The sequence below is a fragment of the Permianibacter fluminis genome (assembly GCF_013179735.1).
Classification (GTDB): domain Bacteria; phylum Pseudomonadota; class Gammaproteobacteria; order Enterobacterales; family Permianibacteraceae; genus Permianibacter; species Permianibacter fluminis.
Genome location: NZ_JABMEG010000001.1, coordinates 3,370,336 through 3,394,684, shown reverse-complemented (window position 1 = coordinate 3,394,684; position 24,349 = coordinate 3,370,336). Strand labels below are relative to the sequence as shown.

Here is a 24,349-nt window from a genome sequence, read left to right as displayed (position 1 = left end):
GGTGACGCTGGTGCCACGCTGGCGGTCACTGACGGTAACCCAGAGGAGGGGATGCCATGTTGCAAGTACTGCGCAGTCTGGATGAAATTTCCAGCGGCTACAGCGTCTTCGAAAAGGATCAGGTGCTGACCCATGATCAGTTGAACAGTGTCAGTCAGTTTCTCGAGGACCAAGATCGGCTGAGTCGGGTGTTTCTGCTTGGCGTCGGCATCAGCTGCGGGTTACGTGCCCAGCTGCAGGGCAATCGCGTTCGGGTCAGCAAAGGCGTGGGTGTCAGCACCGATGGCGACCTGCTGTTCTTCACCGCTGATGCCGAGTTCGATCGATTCAAGCCCTACGACAATACCGCGCCGGCCTATGCGCCGTTCTACGTTGGCGAAACGATGTTGCCGATCCAGGAACTGGTTCGAGTCGGTACGAACGATTCGCGGGCGCTGCCGCTGAATCAGTTCGGTGCCGAGACCGGACAAAACCTGAATAATATGGTTGCGGTGTTTTTGATGGAGAGCTATGTCAAAGACGACGACCTGTGTTCCGGCACCGATTGCGACAATCTCGGCAAAGACTCGATTCACAGCGGTCGGTTGTTGTTGCTGCGTCGTACCGATATCGATGCTCTGCGCGAGCGGCTGGATACCTTGGCTAGTTCGGCGCTGGCGCTGGATCAGGTTGTCATCGAGCGGCCGGTGATCGGCACCGGCATCACCACCGCGGCTCAGCTGGCGGCCAGTTATCGCAGCGCCTGCAATACCAATCACAGCCGTTTGCTGGAAGCCTTGACGGCGTTTTATCCCGCCTGCCGGCATTTTGCCCAGGCCCGCTTTCCAAGTGACCCCGCGCCCGGCTGGCGCAGCGCGCTCAGCAGCCTCAATGGCGAGTTCGCGCGACGCGATGCCGGCATTCAGTATTACTACGATTTTCTGAAAGATCTCGCGGACACGTGGAATGCTTTCGTCGAATTGCTGTACGGCGACTACACGGTTTGCTGCCCAGATATTCAGGCCTTCCCGAAACATTTGCTGCTCGGCAATCTGGTCGCGGGTGACAATGCCGACGAGAACCGTACTGGCCACTATCCGTCGCCGGCGGTCAGCGCCGGCAAGGCGCATTTGCAACATGCACTGTTCTTGCTGGGCAAGCTCGATGTGCTGATTGCCGCCTTCGAGGTCCCGAGCGGTGGTGCCATCCGGATTACGCCCAGCCGTTATGACGACAACGGTCTCGAAGAGCGTTCCGTGCCGTATTACTACCGCAGTGCCCGGGCCCGCGAGTTGTTCAGCAACTGGAATTACCGGCTGAGCCAGACTGGTCGATCGAACAGCAATTACGGTTACCATGCCGGTGAGGTCAATCCGCGTGGCAGTGCGGCCAATCCGCTGGCAGCGCATCTGGCGCCGTATCCCTTGCTGCGCATCGAAGGCCATCTGGGCCAACCGGTGCAGGAAGTGCAGCGCAATCTGGAAGCGCAAATCCGCAGCCGCAATCTGGCCATTACCGTGCAATCGATCATGGTCACCGGCAATCGGCGCGAGCTGTTGATCAAACCCAAATTCCGTTACACCGACTTGCACCGCTTTCATTATGTCCTGCGCCAGGACTTGTCATTGCAGCTGGATGATGCGCTGAAGTTTGGCAACAGCTTCCGGGCTGAAGTTGACCGCGCCGTTGATCAACGCTTTGTCGTCGATGATCCCAACGGTGCCGAGGGTCGCGGCATCAAGGCGGTGGCCGCCGCGAAGCAGGGCATCCTTACCGAGCGCGCCAGCGGCCTGAAAGCCAAGCTCGACAAACCCTACAACAGCTATCAGCTCGACAACTCGTGGCAGAGCGATATGCGCGACACGCTGACGGTCGCTGGCGAGTTCAAGCATGAGCTTGGCAATGTCGTCAAAACCGAATTCGTCACGCCTTTTGATGGCCTGATTGGTGGCAGCAGCCACATGCTGTGGGTCGACTGGCTGGACAAACTGATACTCGACAAGGATGACAAGGCGCAAGACCGGGTCATGTTCTCGACGTTCTGCCGCTTGCATCCGGGCCTCGAACACGCCGCCGGTGTGCTGCGCGGTGGCAGCTTTGTGCTGGTGTACGACAGCACCGGCAATGTGGTGGCCGATTTCATGTTGCCGTATCGGGTTGAGGATGAAGACGATGACGAGATTGTCGAGCCGGTGTTGCCACGGCCGCCGATTCGTCCGGATTGGGTGATCACCAGTGGCATCAAGCTGCAGCCGCCGAATTATAAATTCGTCAAGGACTGGTTCAAGGCCGACATCGAACCGGATTGGGGCGAGCGGCTGACCCGTCACACCGGCTATTTCGATGTGTTCAAGAACACCATCAACACCATGGGCGATGTCTTTGGCAATCTGGATCGCAGCAAACTGGCTGGTGTTGGCGATCTGAAGCTCAGCGATGCCTTCCTGAATCTGCGGCTGCAGGAAGCCGAATTGCAGCGGCAACAAATTGATCTGCTGCGCGAGCAGTCGCTGGACCCGTCACTGCCGGAAAGCAAGCGCAGCCAGATTGAGCAGGAGCTGGACAAAGTCGAGCTGGCGTTCGCCAACAAACTGGAAGAAACCACCCGCTATGTCGCCGACAACAATCTTGATGTCAACAAAGGTGGTGATGGCTATCAGGCCTTGCTGAAAGTCCAGAGCAATGCCAATCAGCTGAAGGGGACGCAGGCAATCGAGCAGTTCAATGCCGGCGTCGGCAATGTCCAGCGCGATGTAGCGGGACGCAACCCGGTGCTCGGCAATATGCTGGGCAAGTTCCGTCGCTAAATGAACGCCATGGCCAACGCTCCGCTCAGCCATCGCATTCGTCGTCAGCGCTGGTCGGTGCAAGTCGGCAGCGCCGATCAGGCCATGGGCTGGCGCGAGCAACTGAGCCAGAGCTATGGCAGCTTGTTGCCGGCATTCGAGCAGGCGCTGGATGCGATCGATGTTGGCGATCGGCATGTTCACATTCCGCGGCTGCAGTTGCAGGTTCGGGTGAATTCAGTCGCGCAATTGGCCGAGCAGTTGCCGTTGCTGCTGGCGCAGGCCCTGGCGGATGAGTTGCCGCATCTGACTATCACATCGGAAGCCACGGTGCGGGACACTGACGCTCCTGCACTCGCTGAGCTCGAACCCTGGTTGCACTATCTGCGCGCCGGCAGCCTGCCGTGGTTCTGTGCCCATGCCGACCATGAGCAGTTGCGTCTGGCGGTGCCGACGCCGACCCGGCAGCGGCAGTTGTTGTTGGTGGCGCTGGCCGATGCCATGACTGAGCCAGAAATCCTGCTACGTTTCTGGCGCTGGTTGCAGCCGCTGCCCGATGCGGATTGGCGCGCGGAAATCAATTCGCTGATTGCAGAGCGGCTGCCTGCGCAGGCTGATCTGATGAATGCCCTTGTCGCGCTCGCTATGGCGGTGCCGGCTATGAACCGTTATCAGCGCCTGCAGGTGCTGACGCTGAGCCTGTTGCGGCTTTGGCAAAACTTGACGATGCCGGAAGCAGTGCGGCAAGCGCTGATATCAATGTCGACACAGGACGTGACGCCGGAGCGGGTGACTGAAATGCGGTCAGGGCTGATGTCCTGGCTGGCTCATTGCGCTGACATGCGATCGCTACCGGAGGCTGACGCCGCCCTCGGTGTCGATATCAACGTCAATGCCAATTCGAACGCAATGCCGTTGCCAGTCGTTACAGCATCGGCCAACACCACACATGCCTTACAGCAGAAGGCGCTGCAACCGCATCTGCAACTGCTGCAGGCGGCGGTGGCTCAGCCAGTTTTTCCGGCCGAGCTCAATACCACCACGGCGGCGGCAACCACGGTCACGGTGGCGCACGCTGGACTGGTGCTGGTGCATCCGTTTTTGCCACAGCTTTTTCTCAGCACCGGCATTGTGGCCGATCGCAAGGCCGGTATTCCCTTGCCGGAGCTACCGCGCGCTGCCGCGCTGCTGCACTTTCTGGCGACCGGCGGCGAGCAATTGGCCGAGTACGAACTGGGCTTCATCAAGGCGCTGCTGGGTCTGGCGGTCGATGCGCCACTGCCGGTTGCCGAAGGTTTGCTGACCGCGGCGGACAAAGCCGAAGCGGAGGCACTGCTGCAAGCGGTGGTGCAACACTGGCCGGCGCTGAAAAATACCTCGGTAACGGGTTTGCGGGTGTCGTTTCTGCAACGCCATGGTCTGCTGCGCGCCGAAGCTGACGGCTGGCGTGTTCACATCGAACGCGAAGCGTTTGATGTCTTGCTGGATTTTCTGCCCTGGGGTATCGGAGTGATCAAACTGCCATGGATGTCCGACGCTATCCACACGGCGTGGTGAGTTCACCCGCCACCGAAAATGCCCGCGATCTGGAACGCGAGCTGAACTGGTTTGCCGCCATTCTGGAGGCACGGCTGCAGCACTATTTTGATCCCGAGCAGCTCGATGATCCATTGACCGTGCTGCCAGCACCGGATTTGTCCGCCAGCACCTCACCGTACGCGGATTTTCTCCGTGCGAATCCGTTACCACTTGCCGATCGGTTGATCTTGCTGCTGGCGTTGGTGCCGACGCTGCGCCCGCAGTTGCTTGACGTGTTGTACAGCAAAAATGAAGCGAGCCAGCGTGGCTTCAGCGAATTCGGTGGTGTCCAGGGCAATGCCCATGGCGGTTTTGTGCCCACCGGTGAAACCGCGCTGTTTTTGCTGGCGGGTGCTGATCTGGCTGGTCGACTGGCGATGATGCAACGCTTCGAGCCGGATCAACCGCTGGCTCTGCTGAATCTGGTTCAGCTCGCGCCGGTCAGTCACGGCGAATCGCCGTATAGCGGCGTGCTGACATTGGCGCGCGAAGCATTGCACCGCTTCACCAGCGGGGTGGAACGGCAGCTGGCGTTCAATCTGGAATTTCCGGCGCGGCGCGTGGATACCGATCTGGATTGGCCGGATCTGGTGTTGCCGGCCACCACACGCGAACAGCTGGAAGAAATCAAACACTGGATCCAGCACGGCGACACCTTGCTGAATCAGTGGGGCATGGCCAGCCGTTTGCGACCCGGGTTCACCAGCTTGTTTCACGGCCCACCGGGGACCGGCAAGACCCTGACAGCCTGTCTGATCGGCAAGCATTGCGGCTGCGAGGTGTACAAGATCGATCTGAGCCTGATCGTTTCCAAGTACATCGGCGAGACCGAGAAAAATCTGGCTCGGGTGTTTGACCTGGCTGAACACCGGCGCTGGATTCTGTTCTTTGACGAAGCCGATGCGCTGTTTGGCAAACGGACCAAGGTGGATGACGCCCATGACCGCTACGCCAATCAGGAAGTCAGTTTCCTGTTGCAACGCATTGAGGATTTTCATGGCGTGGTGATCCTGGCCTCGAACCTGAAAGCCAATATCGATGATGCGTTTATCCGCCGCTTCCATTCGGTGGTGCCGTTTCCGATGCCGAAACCACCGGAGCGGCTGCGGCTCTGGCAGGAGGCGTTTCCGGTGCAAGTGACGTTGGATCGGGATGTTGATCTGGTAAAGCTGGCTGAGAAATACGAGCTGTCCGGTGGCACCATCATGAATGTGGTTCGGCATGCGCTGTTGATGAGTTTGAGCCGGGCCGAGCAGCGGGTCAGCCGCGATGATCTGGAGGAGGGTGTGCGCCGCGAGTTGTTGAAAGAGGGCAGGGCCTTGTAGCCCGCGCTGACTGAAAATGATGAGCTGACCATGGATGCGGCCCGCCAAAAAACCGCCCAGCGTGCACCGAGCCCGGCACTGGTAGTGAGCCGTTCACCGGTTGCTTTGTCGGTGGCGTCTCACATCGTGCAGGCCAGTGCACTGAAGGTGTCATCGCCGCAGGACGCAGCAGAAAAAGAAGCGGAAGGCACTGCCAAGAAGATCATGCGGATGGCGGCGCCGATCGCGAGCAAGCCCGTTACTGCCGAACTCGATAGAGACCGATCCGCCAGCACTGGCAGCATTCTGCGCAAGGCCAAAGCGGGCGAAGACCCGGAAAAAGACAAACTCCTACCTATACCCACACATACACCCACAGCCAAACCGAAAGCGGAGGTGCCGGTCATCTCGCGCATGGTGAGTGCCGAAACCGCGTCACGTTCGCTGCTGCGGGCGATGGCCAAGGGCTCGGCCAGCAGTGCAGGCAAGAGTGGTGGTCAGCCGAATGTTGCCAGCAATATCGGCGCCGATATCCGCAGCACTATGAGCTCGGGTTCACCGTTGCCGCTCAATGTCCGGCGGTTCATGGAGCCGCGGTTCCAGGCCAATTTTCGCAATGTCAAAATCCACACCGGTGACAAAGCGGCCGGGCTCAGTGCCCAGATTGGTGCGCAGGCATTCGCGGTCGGCAATCATGTTTTTTTTGGCAAGGATAAATTCCAGCCCGATTCGAGTGACGGCAAAGAGCTGATTGCCCACGAGCTGACCCACACGATTCAGCAGGGCGGCGCGGTTCAGCGCAGTGTTGATAGTGCCAGCAGTGTCGGCACCGCCGTGACCCAGCGCAGTGAGGGGATGATTCATCGGCTGAGCTTGCCGGACCCTCGCAAGTATTTCGCCGACAAGGCCAGCGCCATTCCCGGCTTCACGCTGTTTACCGTCGTGATTGGCTTCAATCCCATCACCAATGCCAGTGTCAGTCGCAGTGCCGGCAATATTCTGAAGGGCGCCATCGAGCTGATCCCCGGTGGCAGCTACATCACCGATGCCCTGAACAATCACGGCATTTTCGACAAGGTTTCGAATTGGGTGCAAACCCAGTTTGACACCATCAAGGATATCGGCAGTGGCATCTGGGATGAAATCGAGCAGTTCATCAAGGGGCTGGGCAAGAAAGATCTGTTCGACCCCGGCGGTGCAGTTGACCGCGGCATGCGCATCGTCACTAGCCGAATTGATCAGGTAAAGGCCTTCGCAGTCGGCCTGAAGGACGGTGCGGTCCAGCTGATCAAGGATTTGATCCTGAAACCGATCGGCGCCTTCGCCCGCACCACCAGCGGTTATCCGCTGTTGTGTGCGGTGATGGGCAAGGACCCGATCACTGGCGACAAGGCGCCACAAGATCCGGAAGCGCTTATGGGCGCGTTCATGACTTTCATCGGCGAACAGGAAACCTGGGCGACGATGCAGAAAGCCAATGCGATTCCGCGGGCGTTCGCCTGGTTCAAGGATGCGCTCGGCACCGTGAAATCCTTTGTGATGCAGATCCCGGGCTTGTTTGTCACCGCGTTCAAATCGCTGGTGATTATGGACATTATCCTGATCCCGCGGGCGTTCGCCAAACTGGCCAGCGTGTTTGGCGGCTTCGCGGCCCAGTTCATCAGTTGGGGTCTTAACGCGGTCTGGAAGCTGCTGGAAATCGTCTTTGATGTGGTCAAGCCGGGCGCACTCGCCTATGTCAAACGAACGGGCGGCGCGCTGAAAGCAATTCTCAAAAATCCCTTGCCGTTTGTCGGCAATCTGGTCGCCGCCGGCAAGGCTGGCTTCTCGCAATTTGCCGGTAATTTTGGCGCCCATTTGAAAGCCGGTTTGCTGAACTGGCTCACTGGCGCGCTGACTGGCGTTTACATTCCCAAGTCGTTTGAGCTCAGGGAGTTGATCAAGTTTGTCCTGTCGGTGCTGGGCCTGAGTTGGCAGAACATCCGGGTCAAACTGGTCAAGGCGGTTGGTGAAACCGCGGTCAAGGCGATGGAAACCGGATTCGATATCGTGGTGACCTTGGTCACCCAAGGACCGGCCGCAGCTTGGGACAAGATCAAGGATCAGCTCAGCGGCTTGCGCGATACCGTCATCGGCGGCATTACCAGCATGGTGGTTGAGGCCATTGCCAAGAAGGCGGTGCCGAAAGTGCTCGCCATGTTCATTCCCGGCGCCGGATTTATCGCGGCCATCATGTCGATCTACGATGTGGTGATGGTGTTCGTGAACCGGCTGTCGACGATTGCCGGTATCGTCGGCGCTTTCGTCAATTCCATTGTCCAGATCGCGGCGGGCAATATCGGTGCGGCCGCGAAGAAAGTGGAGAGCATTCTCGCCGGCTTGCTATCTATTGCCATCAGCTTCCTGTTCCAGTTTGCGGGTCTGGGCAAAGTCGCTGACAAAGTCATGGGCATTATCCAGAAGATCCGCGCGCCGATCGACAAGGCACTGGATGCCGTTGTCACCTGGATTGTCACGATGGCGAAGAAGCTCTTTGCGAAGGTATTCGGCAAAAAGGACAAGGATGGCAAACCGGATGAGCGGACACCGGAACAGAAAGCGGCTGATTTGAAGAAAGCGATGGCAGACGCATCGCCATTGATTGCCAACAAGGAACTAACCCTTGAGGAAGTTGACAAGAAACTCAAAACCATCAAGACCTCCTATCGAATCACGACGCTGGAAATCCGCAAGGTCAGTGGCACTGATAGCGAAGAGACAGATTACGTTTATGGCGAAGTCAATCCCAATGCCAAAACCGAAACGGTCAAGCGCAAGCTGCGTTTTGCTCCGGCCGCGGAAGTGGATTTCACCTGTTCGCCAGATCATGTGAAAGATGGTCTGAAAGCCGAGTTCGATACGCAGGTCAAGGATCAGGAGTCGGGTTTGAATCGCTTGCGCCTTGAGGACTGGGAAACCAATGTCCAGAACTACGCCAACCGCAAAGCGGCGTCAGCTACCGCCACCGATTCAGGTTCGGGCCGCGACCCCAAAGGTACCGAAGCGCAGAAGGAATTCCGCGACAAGGAACGCGTGAAACGCATCGCCAAGGAAATCGCCAACGACAAGTCGAATCGCAGTGCCGCGCAGAAGCAGGCCGCCGCCGAGAAGAAAGTGGATGCCGAAATGGCCACGCTCGCTGCCTTGCACGATCCGGATCAAATTGCCGGTGGCGACCCGACCAAGCTGACGCGGCTCGGAAATAAACGGGTGAATTCATCCATCGGATCGCAATGGCGCATTAAGGCGCCAGCGTTTATCGCGACCGTGCGGGATCGCGTCAAAGGTATCGCCAAAGCCTTGATGGCCAAGTTGCATATGAACGCCAAGTTGAATCCGAAATAGGGCGTTTTGCAGAGCCGGCCAGAACTCAGCTGGCGAGTCTGGCACTGCGATAGGTCAGGGCGGCATGTGAGATTTTGTCCCGTCGAGGAGTGAGCCGAGACCGGAATGGCTGTGGTCACCAGACCCATGGCGCGCATTAAGTCGCTGAGCCAGCAAGGAAATTTTGTTCGCTTGCAGAACGCGGTTATTTTTCCAACAACGGCAGTGCCGGCCCAAGCGTGCTGAAACCCCTACACTGCGCGCCGTGGACAGGACGTCTGCAACGGAACAAACGGCAGGATGCCGTGCATGGATGCGAGCAGGGAGCTCGAGCGCCTGAAGGAATGGGCGGGTGTAGCCAGTAAAAGGGGTGGTCAGGATCTGACCACCCCTTTTCTGTTTTCGGGGCCGAGGCTCCGGGCGGCTCGGGGTCATTTGCTTCGGGGCCATTTGCTATAGTGGCGCGCCCGTTCCCTGCCGACTTGCCGCCACCTCATGAAACCGAAGCTGACCGTACTGCGCAACAATCTGCTGGTGGGCGTCGCGGTGATGCTGCCCATCACCATCATCCTGATGTTTCTGCGCTGGCTTTATCACTCCACCACCCAGCTGATCCGGCCGATTACCGAGCTGGTGGTTGCCCAATCGGGGTTGGGCCCGTGGCTAGCCGACTTCATCGTGATTGCCTTGATTGTGGTGATGTTGCTGCTGGTCGGGCTGGTGGTGCGGACCCGGATTGGCGGCTTTCTGCTCGGTTTGATTGAGCAGACCTTGTTCAAGAACATCCCGGGTTACCAGCTCGTCAAGGAAACGGTCGGCCAGTTTGTCGCCACCGACCGGCCCAGCCCGTTCTCCAAGGTGGCACTGGTCCGGCTGTTTGGTGATGAGGTATCGACCACCGCGTTTATCACCGCCGAGCACGAAAACGGCTATTTCACCGTGTTTGTCCCGACCGGGCCGAACCCAACCAGCGGCCTGATGTTCCATGTACCGGCCGACCGGGTCCGGATTCTGGAAGGCATCTCGATCGAGACCGCGATGCGCACGGTGATCGGCTGTGGTGTCGGTGCCCAGCCGATTCTGAAAGCAGGCCAGGAGTGATCCGGCTGCCGGCCAAACCGACTCCTGCGCCGGGGAAAACCGACGAAACCGGTTGGCCGCCAAGCGGAAACGTGCCGATCCCGGTTATTTTCGTATAACGAAATCGTAAAAAATATTTGCAGATATTGGTTGTTTTTACACTTGACCGACTTGTACTATTTTGCCCGCTACACCCTTTCCCTTTGTGGCGCAATTTACTCGAGGCAATAACCCCATGAAGACCCTGAAGATCCTGGCCCTGGCCGCCACCGTAGCCGCCCTGGCTGCTTGCAACAACCAACCGGCCGAAGAAGCCGCTCCGGCTGCTCCGGCTGCTGAAGCCACTGCTCCGGCTGCTGAAGCTGCTCCGGCCGAAGCCATGCCGGCTGAAGCCGCACCGGCCGAAGCCGCTCCGGCTGAAGCTGCTCCGGCCGAAGCCGCTCCGGCTGAAGCTGCTACCCCGAGCCAGCCGGAGTAATCCGACTGTCGCGGGTGATTCCGGCAACGGAGTCCAGCAACATGAAAAGGCCACCGCAAGGTGGCCTTTTTGTTTGCCCGGGTTTTGTCGGGCTGAGGCAGGCATTGCCGAGGGATAAAAAAGACGACCCGAAGGCCGCCTCGAATGACAGATCCAAACCCTGCTTACTTCATCGTCGGCATCACAAACTCGGCGCCACCGCGGATACCGGTTGGCCAGCGCGAGGTGATGGTCTTCATCCGGGTATAGAAGCGGACGCCCTCCGGGCCGTGCATGTGGTGATCGCCGAACAGCGATTTTTTCCAGCCGCCGAACGAGTGGAACGCCATCGGTACCGGAATCGGCACGTTGATGCCGACCATGCCGACCTGAATGGCGTGAGCAAACTGGCGGGCAGAATCGCCATCGCGGGTGAAGATGGCAGTGCCATTGCCGAATTCGTGATCGTTGATGAGCTTCACGGCTTCGTCAAAGCTGTTGACGCGCACAATGCAGAGTACCGGGCCGAAAATTTCTTCCCGATAAATTTTCATGTTCGGTTTGACGTGATCAAACAGCGAACCGCCTAGGAAGAAACCCTGTTCGTGGCCGCTGACTTTATGGCCGCGGCCATCGACCACCAGCTTGGCGCCTTCTTCAAGGCCGGCATCGATATAGCCACGCACCTTGTCGCGGTGCTGGGCGGTCACCAATGGTCCCATTTCGCAATCGATCATCGTGCCGGCGCCGATTTTCAGCGCCCGCACTTTCGGTTCCAGCGCCGTGACCAATTTGTCAGCGATATCGCCAACGGCAACGGCAACTGAAATCGCCATGCAACGTTCGCCAGCAGAACCATAACCAGCACCCATCAGCGCGTTGACGGTTTGATCCAGATCGGCATCGGGCATCACAACCATATGGTTCTTGGCGCCGCCGAGTGCCTGCACGCGTTTACCGTGGGCGGTGCCAGTGGCGTAGATGTATTGTGCGATCGGCGTCGAGCCGACAAACGAGACCGCTTGAATGCGCGGATCCGTGAGCAGGGTATCGACGGCTTGCTTGTCGCCGTTGACGATGTTGAACACACCATCAGGCAGCCCCGCCTGCTTGAGCAATTGCGCAAGCAGACGGGGCGCTGACGGGTCACGCTCGGAAGGCTTCAACACAAAGGTGTTGCCGCAGGCGATGGCGACCGGGAACATCCACATCGGCACCATGGTCGGGAAATTGAATGGCGTGATACCGGCAACAACGCCGAGCGGTTGCCGCATCGACCACGAGTCGATATCGCGGCCGACGTTTTCAGTGAATTCGCCTTTCAGCAATTGCGGAATGCCGCAGGCAAACTCGACCACTTCGAAGCCGCGAGTCAGTTCGCCTTTGGCATCGGACAGCACTTTGCCGTGCTCGGCGGTGATCAGCGCGGCAAGCTGATCAGCGTGCTGCTCGATCAATTCTTTGAACTTGAACATCACCCGGGCCCGGCTCAGCGGCGGTGTCGCAGCCCAGCCGGGAAAAGCCTTTTCTGCCGCGGAAATGGCGGTTTCGACATCGGCCTTCGACGCCAGCAACAGCTGGCCGGTTTGCTCGCCGGTGGCGGGATTGAACACAGGGGACGTGCGGGTACTGGTCAACGCCTTGTCTTGTAGATCAGCGTCTTTACCGTTGATCCAGTGCGGAATGGTTTTCATGTCATGAACCTCGAATGTTGGCACATTCGCTTTCTCTCGTTGGAGAGCAGTGGGCAGGAGCCACACGAGTGCCCCGTAACAGTTTGGCGACTGTCTCCAGCCCGTTGAACAGCGCACATCCTGTGCGCCGGGTATTGCAATTGTGCTGTGTCATTCCCGCTTGCGTGGGAATGACGAGAGCATCAGATATTGTTCTTCAACACATCCCGCAAAATCGTGAACAGATCATCGATGTGCTTCTTCTCGATAATCAGCGGCGGACTCAGCGCGATGATGTCGCCGGTAACGCGAATCAGCGCGCCGTGCTGGAAGGCTTGGGTAAAGGCGTTGAACGCGCGCTTGCCCGGACTGCCGGCAATCGACTCCAGTTCAATGGCACCGATCAGGCCGTAATTGCGGATGTCGGCGATGTTCGGCAAATCGCGCAAGCCATGCAGTGCGTTTTCCCAGTAGCTGCCGAGCTCGATGGCCTTGTCGAACAGCTTTTCTTTTTCGTAGATATCAATCGCGGCTATGCCGGCCGCACAGGCAACCGGGTGACCGGAGTAGGTGTAGCCATGGAACAGTTCGATGGCGCCTTCCGGACCGTTCATGAAAGTGTCGTAAATGTGTTTGCGCACCAGCACTGCGCCCATCGGAATCGCGCCGTTGGTCAGGCCCTTGGCGCAGGTGATGATGTCCGGCTGCACGCCAAAACGCTGGGCGGCGAACGGCATGCCGACGCGACCGAAACCTGTGATCACTTCATCAAATATCAGCAGGATGCCGTGCTTGTCGCAGATTTCGCGCAGCCGTTTCAGATAACCCTCGGGCGGCAGAATGACGCCGGCCGAACCGGAGATCGGTTCAACAATGACCGCCGCAACCGTGCTGGCATCGTGCAGCGCAATGATGCGTTCCAGCTCATCGGCAAGTTCTGCGCCGCTCTTCGGCAAGCCGCGTGAGAAGTTGTTGGCTTTCAGCAGCGTGTGCGGCAGGTGATCAACACCGTTCAGCAGCGAGCCGAAGAATTTGCGGTTGTTGACCAGGCCACCAACCGAGATGCCACCAAAGCCGACGCCGTGATAACCCTTCTCGCGGCCAATCAAGCGTTGGCGGGCGCCTTCACCGCGGACGCGATGGTAGGCAATCGCCATTTTCAGCGCGGTATCGACCGACTCGGAACCGGAGTTGGTAAAGAAGACATGGCTCATGTCGCCCGGCAGGTGCGGTCGCAGCCGGTTGGCGAACTCGAACGGCAGCGGGTGCCCCATCTGGAAGGTTGGGGCATAATCCAGCTCCTCGATCTGGTGCTGGACGGCTTTGGTGATGGCGTCGCGGCCGTGACCGGCATTGCAGCACCAGAGCCCGGCGGTACCGTCCAGAATCTGGCGACCGTCGACATCGGTGTAGTACATGCCCTTGGCGCTTTTCAGCAGCCGGGGCGCCGCCTTGAACTGGCGGTTGGCCGTGAACGGCATCCAGAAGGCGTCGAGCTGGTCGCGGTCCTTGCTGTCGAAGGCGGGGCGAGTGGAGGTCGGGGATTCGAGCGTCATGGGGGCATCCGGGTCAGTCCTGCTGCCGGCATCTTACCCGATTAAAAAATTAAACAACAAGACCCGTTTTGGGCTATATTCGCCCGTAACTGGTCCTTTGGTGGCGGTAGTTACTAAACAGTAGCTGCCAATGAATGCTGACAAATCAGGGGCAGTAAAGAGCATGAGTGAGGATATCGGCGAGCGTTTGAAGGCTGTACGCCAGAAGCACGACCTGTCGCAGCGGGCTCTGGCCAAGCGGGCGGGGGTCACCAATGGCCTTATCTCGCTGATAGAGCAGAACCGGGTCAGCCCGTCCATCGCCTCGCTGAAGAAGGTGCTGGATGGTATCCCGATCTCGCTGGCCGAGTTCTTTACCGCCGAAGTCACCGACCAGCACAAGACTTTTTACCAGGCCGGGGAATTGCCGGATCTGGGCAAGGAGGGCATCTCGTACCGGCTGGTCGGTTATGACCGGCACGGTCGCCAGATGTCCATCCTGCGCGAGATTTACGAGCCGGGTACCGACACCGGCGCCGACATGCTGACCCATGACGGCGAAGAAGGCGGCGTGGTGGTGCAGGGCCGGATTGAGCTGACCGTCGGTAACGATGTCCGCCAACTTGGTCCGGGTGATTCGTATTATTTTGAATCGAAAATCCCGCACCGCTTCCGCAATGTCGGTGATGAACCTTGCGAGATAGTGTCGGCCAACTCACCGCCGACGTTCTAGAAGACGTCACCAAAACGTCTGGGCTCGACAGCTTGGGCGTCGGCAGTGCCTCGAACCCGAAGGGGCTTTTGTAAAAAGCCATCCTCATGTACTACGTGTACATTCCGGTTCTTGCGCGCTGGCGACAACCAAGCCGCCATCGCCCAGCTCGTTTTTGCGACGTCTTCTCCGAGCGCTGCGCTGTCTCGCTGTAACAACAAAGAGACAGAGCAAACATGAGCACCAACCAACTCACCAAGTCGCAGTGGCAAGAAAAAGCCCGCGCACTCTCGTTTCGCAATCAAGCGCTGATCGACGGCAAATTTGTCGCCGCACTGTCCGGCAAAACCTTCGCTTCAATTAGCCCACTCAATGGTCGTGAATTGACCCAGGTCGCCGAGTGCGACGCGCCCGACGCCGAGGCGGCGGTAAAAATTGCGCGTCGCACTTTTGAATCCGGCGTCTGGAGCCGCAAAAGCCCGCGCGAACGCAAAATGGTCATGGTGCGCTGGGCAGAACTAATGTTGCAGCACCGCGAGGAACTGGCGCTGCTCGAAACGCTGGATATGGGCAAGCCGATCAGCGATTCGATGGCGGTGGATGTGCGCAGCTCCGCCAACTGCATACGCTGGTTCGGCGAAGCCATCGACAAGATTTACGACGAAGTGTCGCCGACCGGCGAGAACGATATCGGCCTCACTACGCGTGAACCGGTTGGCGTGGTCGCCTGTATCGTGCCGTGGAACTTTCCGCTGCTGATGACCAGCTGGAAGCTCGGCCCGGCACTGGCTGCCGGCAACAGCGTGATTTTGAAGCCCTCAGAAAAATCACCGTTGTCCGCACTGCGTCTCGCCGAATTGGCGTTGGAAGCCGGCTTGCCGCCGGGTGTGCTGAACGTGCTGCCCGGTTACGGCCACACCGTGGGCAAAGCGCTGGCGCTGCACATGGATGTCGATTGCATTGCCTTTACCGGCTCGACCGGCGTCGGCAAACAAATCATGCAAATGGCCGGGCAGAGCAACCTCAAGCGCGCCTGGCTCGAATGCGGCGGCAAGAGTCCGCACATTGTCTTCGCTGATTGCCCGAACATGGACGCCGCTGCCGAAGCCGCAGCCTACGGCATTTTCTACAACCAGGGCGAAATGTGTTCTGCCGGCTCGCGTTTGCTGGTCGAGCAATCGATTGCCGATGAATTCATGGCACGCGTGCTGGAAAAAGCCAAAGATTGGCAACCGGGCGATCCGCTCGATCCGGCCACCAAAGTCGGCGCGCTGGTCGATGACAAACAAATGGCCACTGTGCTCGGCTTCATCAACAAAGCCAACGACGAAGGCTGCAAATTGCTGCTCGGCGGCAAGCAAACGCTGAAAGAAACCGGCGGCTATTTTGTCGAGTCCACTGTGTTCGGCAGCGTCGAGCCGCGCCACACCATTGCCCGCGAAGAGATCTTCGGTCCGGTGCTGTCGGTGCTGAGCTTCAAGGACGCCGAAGAAGCGGTGCGCATCGCCAACGACACCCATTACGGGCTCGCAGCCGCGCTGTGGACCCGCGACATCAGCAAAGCCCACAAGACCGCCAAAGCCATTCGCGCCGGTTCGATCTGGATCAACTGCTACGACGGTGGCGACATCACCACGCCATTCGGCGGCTACAAGCAATCCGGCAACGGTCGCGACAAATCCCTCCATGCGCTCGACAAATACACCGAGCTGAAAGCGACCTGGATCAGTTTGAATCCCTGATGCGGCGTTCGCGATAGCTGACAACACAGCAGCGCGAAATGTTCACCCTCTCCCCAACCCCTCTCCCGTCAAGGGAGAGGGGCTCAAAGCATTCTTCCCTGAGTGGACAAGGCGAAATTTAGTGAGGCACGGTCTCGTTCTTCCGCTGCGCCATGCGACATTGTTGCTTCGCAGAGCCGCGATGTGAGGCTGAATGTCGCGGAACACACAATTGCGCCGGCTTCTTCCGCGGTGCCTTACAAATTTCCGCCTTTGCTTTCACCACCAAACACGTACAATTCCTCGAAATTCAAACTGCGGTTCCCCTCGCCCCTTGCTGAAGAGGGGCAGGGGAGAGGGGCTCCTGCCGCTCGCTCCCGTTTCCCAACCGTACCGGTACTTTCTCGGACAAAACCATGCTCATTCGTCTCTACTTCATTCTCGGCATCATCGGTGCCATCGTCATGGCCGTTTGGGCAAAACGCAATGGCAAGGAGCCGCTGCCGTATGTGCTGGCCGGCGCGCTCGCCGGACCGCTCGTGCTGGCGCTGTATCTCTGGTTTCGCAAACCGGTTGACCAGAACTCGGTTGACCAAAACAAAGACAAGTAACAACCTGCTTCCATTCTTGCCCCCTTTCCCGTTGAGGCCATGCTGATGACGCAAGCGATTTTGTATCCCGTGCTGGTGATGATTTTGCTGACGGCGGTTGTGCTGCTGCGCTTGGGTTATGGCCGAGTGCGTTACCTGCAGACTCAGCGCATCCATCCGCAGAAAGTCGCCAACCGCAAAGGCGCCAGCGAGGTCTTTGCGCCGCTTGGAAGCCTGGCCGATCATTTCCAGAACCTGCTGGAAGTACCGGTGCTGTTCTATGTGCTGGTGGCGTTTTTGCTGATCGTAGGCAAGGTCGATACCAGCTATCTGGCGCTGGCTTGGCTGTTTGTCGCCGGCCGGGCGGCGCATACCCTGATTCATTGCACCTACAATAAGGTCCGACACCGTTTTGTCGCCTTCCTGCTCAGCACGCTGGTGCTGCTGATCATGTGGGCCCGGTTTGCGCTGCAGGTGCTGATGGGCTGATTTGCGCTGGCCCACCGAGCTGGCTTTGATTGCGATGGAGACGGCTTGCCATCAAACGTGGCAGCTCATTCAGGCAAGCAATCGAGGGGTGAGCAACGGGCGATCAGCAAAAGCCTGACGACCGATAGAAAAGCAATCAAGGAGTGACGCAATGGCCGCAGAAACCAAGCTGCTTGAGCAACTGGATGGTTTGATCAAGCATTTCAATGTTCAATCCGACAAGCATAAAGACTTGCACCGGCGCCTGCGCTACAGCGCCATCGGCCTGACCGGTTGCGCGACAGTCTTGGCCGGTGTCGCCGCCACCTTTCCGGAGGCCAATCGCCTTTTCAGCGTCTTGCTGGTTCTGACCACAGCAGCGGTCAGTGTGGTCACGGCAGTGGAGGGCGTCCGCAAACCGGGGGAGCTGTGGATACACGAACGCAATGTCTTGCACGCGCTACGTGATCTGCGTCGTCAGCTGGACCTATTGCAAGCCGCTGGCGAGCGTATTGATGTGATGCACTATTCCAATCGGCTTGATGAATTACTCAATGCCGCCAAGCAGACGTGGGCAGAGTCGATTGTGCGCAGGACGGGGACGGGAAAGACGCTGTAAAGCTGGTGGTTTAGGTAGTCCGTAACGAGCGCAGCGGGTTCCGGGAATGTTGATTAAAAAGCAGTGTTGCGGCTATCAAAAGAGTTCCTGGGTCATGCCGTTGGCACGACCCAGGCTACGCTCTGGCAGCCTTGAATCCGATTATTCTTGATTACGCAACCTTCCAGTTGATTTGTATTCCCTGATTCTCTCGGAAACCTCTTTGTTTGACTCAATCCATTCTTCGTAATGGTAAAGCGATGACCAGTCAAACTGGTCCGTTCCTGCGACAAGATAGATCGACTTTGTCGATTCAATTACTCGGAGCGATACTTTTGGGCAGTACGTGGAGAGGTTGGGCCCCAAACTGATTGAACGAAGATACTCGTCTTTACACTGATTGTAATCAACTTCACCCCAAACATACGGATGATTATTGGTATAAGCCTGATAACTGGATAGTGGTGACTGAAGTGAAGATTCGAACTCACTGAGTTTCATTTTTGATAGGTCGCGCCATCTCGCGATCTTAATTGGGGCGTAAATCATCCATCCAAAAACGGCGATAAACAGACTGATATAGAAAATATTTTCCATCGGCACTCTCTACGCGAAAAACTTTAAACTGCAGCATCGTAGTCTCAGTCTCGTAGTTCTGGCTGAGCTTGCGAAGCCAAACATGCAACACCATCAAGAAGATCGCTGGGTATGGTAACCCAACCTATATTTTAGAGTGTGTCTAAGAAGTGAGTGATTATCAATTGTTTGATTTCTGGCGCAGTTTCTTTGCTGAAACCATGACCCGTTTGATAGGTGAGGTGTGTGACCTTGTGGGAAAAGTGGTGTTGTGCCAAATACAGCTCGATGTCTTTGGCCATTTGAAAAGAGGGCCAGATTTGATCCTGGCTTGCGGATATCAACAGAATTGGGCCGTTGATTTTTTCAAACTTGAACTGCGCTGGAGCTACGCGATCTTTGTCTTCCAACGCAACCTCGAAGCGACGTAATAGCGGTGCGTTTTCATCAAGTGCCAGGCTCAGTGCGGGAATGCTCTCGCCGTTGAAAGTCCAGGCGGATTTGGCGACTGTTTTTCCGAACCAGGCCACTTTGCTAGGCGTGGTGGCAACGACTGATTTAATCCGTTGGTCGAGCGTTGCCAGCAGAAATGCTGCCTCCGTTCCTCGGGAGCCGGCAACCACGCCAATCCGGTTCGCATCGACCTCGACTACCGTTTCGAGATAGTTAACCGCGTTCAAAAAATATTCCATTGGGATTTGATCAAGTGTCTGCGGTAGGCCGACTTCCTTGAAGTAGGCAAGGCCAAGCACAGCTACACCCGTTGGCGCCAGCATTTCACCGTTGGCATTGCCGGTGCCCAAGCCACCCTCCGAGCCGCCAAACGCAATCACGACCGGTACTTTCTTGTCCGTTTTTGGCAAGTACAGATTGGCCACCAGTCCTTTGTATTGGACAGGCTTAACTGCGTAGTCAAATGAGCTCGCATTCCCGTTAGTGGAAAAAAGCGCAACCACAATGGCAGTGACAAACAGAAGACGGCGCATAATTTTCCTTGAATCAACAAGCTCACGTAGGGCGCAATATCATTGCGCCGGATTTCATGCCTCAATACGGCGCAATGTCCTGCGGTTATTGACGCCCTACCTATGGCGGTTTCTCAGAAATACCACGTCAGCCACAGCCAGTTTTTGTAATGCGCGGTGCCGACGATGTAGACAAAGCTCGCCAAGGCCAGCAGCAGATACATCAAAATCGGGAAGAAGCCTTTGGCTTTCTTGACCGCCATATAGCCGAAGAAGACATAGGCAAACAGCACGACTACTTTCGCGGTCAGCCAAGCCTGCACGAACGGGTATTGATGGCTGACGTAAGCCATATAAATCGCCGTTCCGAGCAGTACGGTGTCGATGATATGTGGCAGCACGCGGTAAGCGAAACCGCTGTTGTTGTAGCCGAACAGCGCACGGCCGCCGCGCCAGAACAGCAGGATGCCTGAGACGATGGCGGTGGTGATGTGGATGTGTTTGATGATGGTGTAGAGCATGGGGCTATTCTTTTGTTTTATGCCCCTCCTCTCACGAGGAGGGGTTAGGGGTGGTGTGGGTTCGAGGGCGTTGACCGAACTCGACAGTTTGCAGTCTTCAGTCAACCACCCCTGACCCCTCCTTGACAAGGAGGGGGGGCAATCAACGGACTTACTTCTTGCCTTGCTTCGCCAATTTCTTGTTGCGCATCAGGCACAGGAAATCACAGGCCAGATGCGCCGCAGCGAGCGCGGTGACTTCGCTCTGATCGTAAGACGGGGCGACTTCGACCACATCCATGCCGATCAAATTGACATCGCCGAGCGCGCGGACAATCGACAAGGCTTGCGCGCTGGTGAGGCCGCCCGGAACCGGGGTGCCGGTGCCCGGTGCGAAGGCGGGATCGAGGCAGTCGATATCGAAGGTCAGGTAGGTCGGGTTGTTGCCGACGGTTTTCTTGATCTCGGCAATGGTCGCAGCCACGCCGTTCTCGTGCACCCACGGTGCGAACAGCATGTTGATGCCCTGGAAGTCGTCGTTCCAGGTGCGAATGCCGACTTGCACCGAACGTTTCGGATCGATCAATCCTTCCTGTACCGCTTTGTAGAACATGGTGCCGTGGTTTAGCGAATCCGGATTGTCGTCCGGCCAGGTATCGCAGTGGGCATCGAAGTGAATGAGGCTCAGTGGCGCGCCGTATTTTTCTGCGTGCGCTTTCAGCAGCGGATAGGTGACGTAGTGATCGCCACCGAAGGTCAGCATGGTCGCGCCGGCGTTCAGAATGGTGCGGGCATGTTCGATGATGCTTTGCTTGATGGTCATCGGATTGTGGGCATCGAACCAGCAATCGCCGTAATCGATGACGGCGAGATCATCAAACGGATCAAAACCCCACGGAAACGGCTTCAACTCGGCCAGCTGCACTGAGGCGGCGCGGATGGCGCTTGGCCCCAAGCGGGCACCGCTGCGATAGGTGCAGGCGAGATCGAACGGGATGCCGCTGATCGCGACATCAACACCGGTCAGGTCGCGGGTGTAGTTGCGGCGCATGAACGACTGCACGCCGCCATAGGTGTTTTCGATGCTGCTGCCGTACAGGGAGTTGCGGCGGATGGCGCCATCGCCGCGGATGATGTTTTCATTTGAGTCAGTCATGGGAGAAATCCATTACTGCACGGTCAAGCCGAACGGTTGACCGATTCCCAGTCCACTAGGCCGACGGGTGGAGGCACACAGGCGGGCGGAATTGTAGCAAAGCTGGCGAGGCGTGAGCCTTCGATAACGGGACCAAGTTCGTGTTGGCTTGGCTTGGCTTGTTGCTGGAAGCGCCCGTCTGACGAGCCGAGATTTTTTGTAGGAGCGGCCTTGGCCGCGATGGGGTTGGCGGCAACTGTTCGTTAGCAAGTCAATCGCGGCCAAGGCCGCTCCTACAGCGAGATTGAGCGCCGCCTGAGGCGACTAGAGCAAATCCCGCAACCGATACCAAGCCATGGCCAGCACCAGCGCAGGGGTACGGAACGTGCGACCGCCGGGAAAATCGTGATGCGGAATCTTGCCGAACATATCGAAGCGTTCGGCCTGACCGGATATGGCATCGGCGATCAGACGACCGGCCATGCCGGTCAAGGCAACGCCGTGACCGGAGAAGCCTTGGGCGAAATAAGCGTTCGGTGCCAGCCGACCAAAGTGCGGCGCACGATTCATCGTGATATCGACGTAACCGCCCCAAGTGTAGGCCGGCTGCACGCCATTGAGCTGTGGGAAGACGTTGATCATGTGTGAATACAGGCGCTGGGTCAGGTTCAGCGGCTCCAGTCGCGAATACGAAACACGACCGCCGAACAGCAGCCGGTAATCGGCCGACATGCGGAAATAATCGAGCACGAAATTGGTGTCGCAGACGCACATGGTGTCGCGGATCAGCGCTTCGGCGCGTTCCTTGCCGAGCGGTTCGGTCGCCATGATGTAGGTGCCGACCGGCATGATTTTTCGATCCAGCTGCGGCACCAGCTCACCGAGATAGGCATTGCCGCCGAGCACCAGAAATTTGGCGCTGACGGTGCCATGGTCGGTTTTGACCCGCACGGTATTGCCGTGCTGAATGGCGGTCGCACGGGTGTTTTCAACAATGCGGACACCGGCGTTCAACGCGGCCTGGGCCAAGCCCAGTGTGTAGTTGAGTGGGTGCAGGTGGCCGGAGCGGCCATCGTACAAACCGGCGATATAGCGCGGGCTGTCGAGTCTTTCGCGCAGCGCCGGGCCGTCCCAGAACGTGGTCGGAAAATTGTACGCACTGGCGAGAAATTCCTGTTCTTCCAGCAGCGCGGTGCGCTGACGATCCTTGATTGCGACGGCGCAGTAACCGTCCTGAATATCGCAGTCGATGTTGTGCTGGCTGACCCGCTCGCGGACCAGATCAAGCGCGGCGATGGACAGCTCCCAATGTTTGCGGGCCTCGTCTTTGCCGAGCAGATCTTGCAGCGTGTGGTTGCCGCAGGCGTAGTCATGAATGAATTGGCCACCGCTGCGACCGCTGGCGCCCCAACCGACTCGTGCGGCCTCGACTATCAGTACCTTGTAGCCCTTGGCGGCGAGATCCAGCGCGGTGCTGCAGCCGGTCATGCCGGCGCCGATGATGCAGACATCGACGCTGGTGTCACCATCCAGTGGTGGCAAGGCCGGGAAGGAATTGGCGGAAGCGGCGTACCAAGAATCGATATGTTGGGTCATGACACGTATGCAGGGCTCTATGTAAAGGTCATCCCCGCCCTTGGCGGGGATGACGTGTGGGGCTGAATGTAAGTGTTGGCAGGCGAAAATTATACGGTGCGCAAATACCACTGATATTCCAGCGGGCTGACGTGGTAATTGAACTCGTTGTATTCGGCGCGTTTGCAGGCAACGTAGACGTTGCAGAACTCGCGACCAAGGTAGTCCGGAATGATCTCGCCGGCTTCGAACAACTCAATGGCGTGGATCCAGACATTCGGTAGCGATGCCTCGTGCTGAACATAGGCATTGCCGACTGTTTCCGGACCGCAATCGAGTTTGTTGACCAGACCGTGATGCATGCCGGCCAGCACGGTGGCGACCAACAGATACGGGTTGGCATCGGCACCGGCAACGCGGTGTTCAACCCGCGTGGCATCGGCAGCGCCGGCCGGAATCCGCAAGGACACCGAACGGTTGTTGACACCCCAGGCCGGGCAGTTCGGCACATGCGAGTTGACCCGGAAGCGGCGATAGCTGTTGGCGTTCGGTGCGAAAATCGCCATCGCTTCATGCATCGTTGCCATCAGGCCACCGAGCGCCCATTTCAGTTGTGAAGTGAATTGGCCTGTTGCACTGGTAGAAGACGTATCGGCAAAAATGTTGTTGCCGTTTTCATCGATCAGCGACACATGAATGTGCGTGCCGGAGCCGGCCTTGTCATCGTAAGGCTTGGCCATGAACGTCGCTTCAAAATTGTGATTGAGCGTCACGCCTTTGATCAATCGCTTCAGCAGGAAGGCATCGTCACAGGCGCGCAGCGCGTCGGCGCGGTGTTCCAGATTGATTTCATACTGGCCGGGTGCGTATTCGGCGACTGCAGTGTCGGCCGGCAGATTCTGGATTTCAATCGATTGCGCGATGTCTTCCAGCAATTCATCGAAATCATCGAGCGCTTCAATTGCATACACCTGGGTCGATTCTTCCCGGCGACCGGTGAACGGCGAGATCGGCGGTTGCGGCGTGTAGGTATCGACGCGCTGCCGGTCGAGCAAATAAAACTCCAGCTCAACGGCCACGACGGGCGTCAGTTTCAGTTCCCTGAATTTGTTCAGCACCCGCGCCAGCACTTGCCGGGGGTCGGCAAAAAACGGTTGGCCGTCGCCGGTGTGCATGGTCAGCAGCACTTGCGCCATCGGCCGTTTTTGCCACGGTGACAGCTTCAGCGTGCCGGGAATGGGCCAGCAGATCTGGTCCATGTCGCCGACGTCGAAACCAAGGCCGGCTTCTTCGATGCAGTCACCGGTGATGTCGAGCGAGAAAATGGAGCCGGGCAGGGCGACGCCGTTCTTGTAGCACTTGACCAGGCTGTCCCGATCGATGCGCTTGCCGCGGGCAACACCATTGGTGTCGCAGACAAACAGATCGATACCGAGTACGTCCGGGTTTTGCTGCAGAAACAGTTCGGCCTCTTTCGGGTCCGGTTTGACGAAGTTAACGTTGTTGATGGTCATGATGGTGGCTCTGGGTCGAGTAGCGGCGGGGGCCGGTAAATCGTCGGCCTGCCTCACTCTTAGCTTCGCCTGCGTTTTGAAGCTGGCGTATTGCCGTACCGCAGCAGCCCAATCCGGAATGCCGTGTACTCGCCAACCCGATGCTGCCCGTCACGCAAGCCCTGGACGGGTCAGGGGCCTCCGGCCGCTCCGGGATTCGCTCCGGGGCGACTACAGCAGCCGTGTAGCAGTGGCTGCTGC

19 protein-coding genes are annotated in these 24,349 nt (G+C 58.1%); 11 read left to right on the top strand and 8 right to left on the bottom strand.

All coding sequences use genetic code 11. The features are described 5' to 3' along the window. The first annotated feature begins 56 nt into the window (after window positions 1–56). The 6 genes from HPT27_RS14870 (at window position 57) to HPT27_RS14845 (ending at window position 10,568) form a co-directional block, all read left to right on the top strand. Complete coding sequence (locus tag HPT27_RS14870; protein ID WP_172244817.1) at window positions 57–2,786, top strand: hypothetical protein; 2,730 nt, start codon at window positions 57–59, stop codon at window positions 2,784–2,786. A gap of 9 nt (window positions 2,787–2,795) precedes the next feature. Continuing rightward, complete coding sequence (locus HPT27_RS14865) at window positions 2,796–4,322, top strand: contractile injection system tape measure protein (RefSeq protein ID WP_172244815.1); 1,527 nt, start codon at window positions 2,796–2,798, stop codon at window positions 4,320–4,322. Further along, window positions 4,289–5,668, top strand: coding sequence for an ATP-binding protein (locus HPT27_RS14860; RefSeq protein WP_172244813.1), 1,380 nt, complete (start codon window positions 4,289–4,291; stop codon window positions 5,666–5,668). The genes HPT27_RS14865 and HPT27_RS14860 overlap by 34 nt, the downstream gene beginning before the upstream one ends. A 30-nt stretch (window positions 5,669–5,698) precedes the next feature. Beyond that, window positions 5,699–9,031: an eCIS core domain-containing protein gene (locus HPT27_RS14855; protein WP_172244811.1), complete on the top strand. Its 3,333-nt coding sequence runs from the start codon at window positions 5,699–5,701 to the stop codon at window positions 9,029–9,031. A gap of 474 nt (window positions 9,032–9,505) precedes the next feature. Beyond that, complete coding sequence (locus HPT27_RS14850) at window positions 9,506–10,111, top strand: DUF502 domain-containing protein (protein ID WP_172244809.1); 606 nt, start codon at window positions 9,506–9,508, stop codon at window positions 10,109–10,111. 214 nt (window positions 10,112–10,325) lie between these two features. Next, complete coding sequence (locus tag HPT27_RS14845; RefSeq protein ID WP_172244807.1) at window positions 10,326–10,568, top strand: hypothetical protein; 243 nt, start codon at window positions 10,326–10,328, stop codon at window positions 10,566–10,568. Between the two features lie 164 nt (window positions 10,569–10,732). Here the strand turns inward: HPT27_RS14845 and HPT27_RS14840 are convergent, their stop codons facing one another. Together HPT27_RS14840 and HPT27_RS14835 are read right to left on the bottom strand one after the other, a co-directional pair. Then, a complete protein-coding gene (locus tag HPT27_RS14840; protein ID WP_172244805.1) occupies window positions 10,733–12,241 on the bottom strand; it encodes a CoA-acylating methylmalonate-semialdehyde dehydrogenase in 1,509 nt (502 codons plus the stop codon). A gap of 182 nt (window positions 12,242–12,423) precedes the next feature. Then, the gene (locus tag HPT27_RS14835; RefSeq protein WP_235951071.1) at window positions 12,424–13,701 is read right to left on the bottom strand and encodes an aspartate aminotransferase family protein; all 1,278 of its coding nucleotides are present in this window, start codon (window positions 13,699–13,701) and stop codon (window positions 12,424–12,426) included. Window positions 13,702–13,939: 238 nt separating this feature from the next. On the opposite strand from HPT27_RS14835, the gene HPT27_RS14830 reads away from it, so the two are divergent. The 5 genes from HPT27_RS14830 to HPT27_RS14810 all read left to right on the top strand — a co-directional run bounded on the left by HPT27_RS14830 (window position 13,940) and on the right by HPT27_RS14810 (window position 17,865). After that, window positions 13,940–14,488: a cupin domain-containing protein gene (locus HPT27_RS14830; RefSeq protein WP_172245413.1), complete on the top strand. Its 549-nt coding sequence runs from the start codon at window positions 13,940–13,942 to the stop codon at window positions 14,486–14,488. A 215-nt stretch (window positions 14,489–14,703) separates the two neighbouring features. Continuing rightward, a complete protein-coding gene (locus tag HPT27_RS14825) occupies window positions 14,704–16,209 on the top strand; it encodes an aldehyde dehydrogenase (RefSeq protein WP_172244801.1) in 1,506 nt (501 codons plus the stop codon). Between the two features lie 395 nt (window positions 16,210–16,604). Next, the gene (locus HPT27_RS14820) at window positions 16,605–16,799 is read left to right on the top strand and encodes a hypothetical protein (RefSeq protein ID WP_172244799.1); all 195 of its coding nucleotides are present in this window, start codon (window positions 16,605–16,607) and stop codon (window positions 16,797–16,799) included. A gap of 45 nt (window positions 16,800–16,844) precedes the next feature. After that, window positions 16,845–17,267, top strand: coding sequence for an MAPEG family protein (locus HPT27_RS14815; RefSeq protein WP_172244797.1), 423 nt, complete (start codon window positions 16,845–16,847; stop codon window positions 17,265–17,267). Window positions 17,268–17,418: 151 nt separating this feature from the next. Continuing rightward, window positions 17,419–17,865, top strand: a complete 447-nt coding sequence (locus tag HPT27_RS14810; RefSeq protein ID WP_172244795.1) for a DUF4231 domain-containing protein — start codon at window positions 17,419–17,421, stop codon at window positions 17,863–17,865. A gap of 141 nt (window positions 17,866–18,006) precedes the next feature. Here HPT27_RS14810 and HPT27_RS14805 read toward each other — a convergent pair whose 3' ends face one another. The 6 genes from HPT27_RS14805 to HPT27_RS14780 all read right to left on the bottom strand — a co-directional run bounded on the left by HPT27_RS14805 (window position 18,007) and on the right by HPT27_RS14780 (window position 24,109). Beyond that, complete coding sequence (locus tag HPT27_RS14805) at window positions 18,007–18,441, bottom strand: hypothetical protein (RefSeq protein WP_172244793.1); 435 nt, start codon at window positions 18,439–18,441, stop codon at window positions 18,007–18,009. A gap of 131 nt (window positions 18,442–18,572) precedes the next feature. Then, the gene (locus tag HPT27_RS14800; RefSeq protein WP_172244791.1) at window positions 18,573–19,406 is read right to left on the bottom strand and encodes an acyl-CoA thioester hydrolase/BAAT C-terminal domain-containing protein; all 834 of its coding nucleotides are present in this window, start codon (window positions 19,404–19,406) and stop codon (window positions 18,573–18,575) included. A 113-nt stretch (window positions 19,407–19,519) separates the two neighbouring features. Continuing rightward, window positions 19,520–19,906, bottom strand: a complete 387-nt coding sequence (locus tag HPT27_RS14795) for a SirB2 family protein (RefSeq protein ID WP_172244789.1) — start codon at window positions 19,904–19,906, stop codon at window positions 19,520–19,522. Window positions 19,907–20,057: 151 nt separating this feature from the next. Next, window positions 20,058–21,041: an agmatinase gene (gene speB / locus HPT27_RS14790; protein WP_172244787.1), complete on the bottom strand. Its 984-nt coding sequence runs from the start codon at window positions 21,039–21,041 to the stop codon at window positions 20,058–20,060. Window positions 21,042–21,344: 303 nt separating this feature from the next. Then, a complete protein-coding gene (locus HPT27_RS14785) occupies window positions 21,345–22,616 on the bottom strand; it encodes an NAD(P)/FAD-dependent oxidoreductase (protein ID WP_172244785.1) in 1,272 nt (423 codons plus the stop codon). Window positions 22,617–22,705: 89 nt separating this feature from the next. After that, window positions 22,706–24,109 carry a glutamine synthetase family protein gene (locus HPT27_RS14780; RefSeq protein ID WP_172244783.1) on the bottom strand — a complete coding sequence of 468 codons (1,404 nt, stop codon included), beginning with the start codon at window positions 24,107–24,109 and terminating at the stop codon, window positions 22,706–22,708. Between the last annotated feature and the right edge of the window lie 240 nt (window positions 24,110–24,349).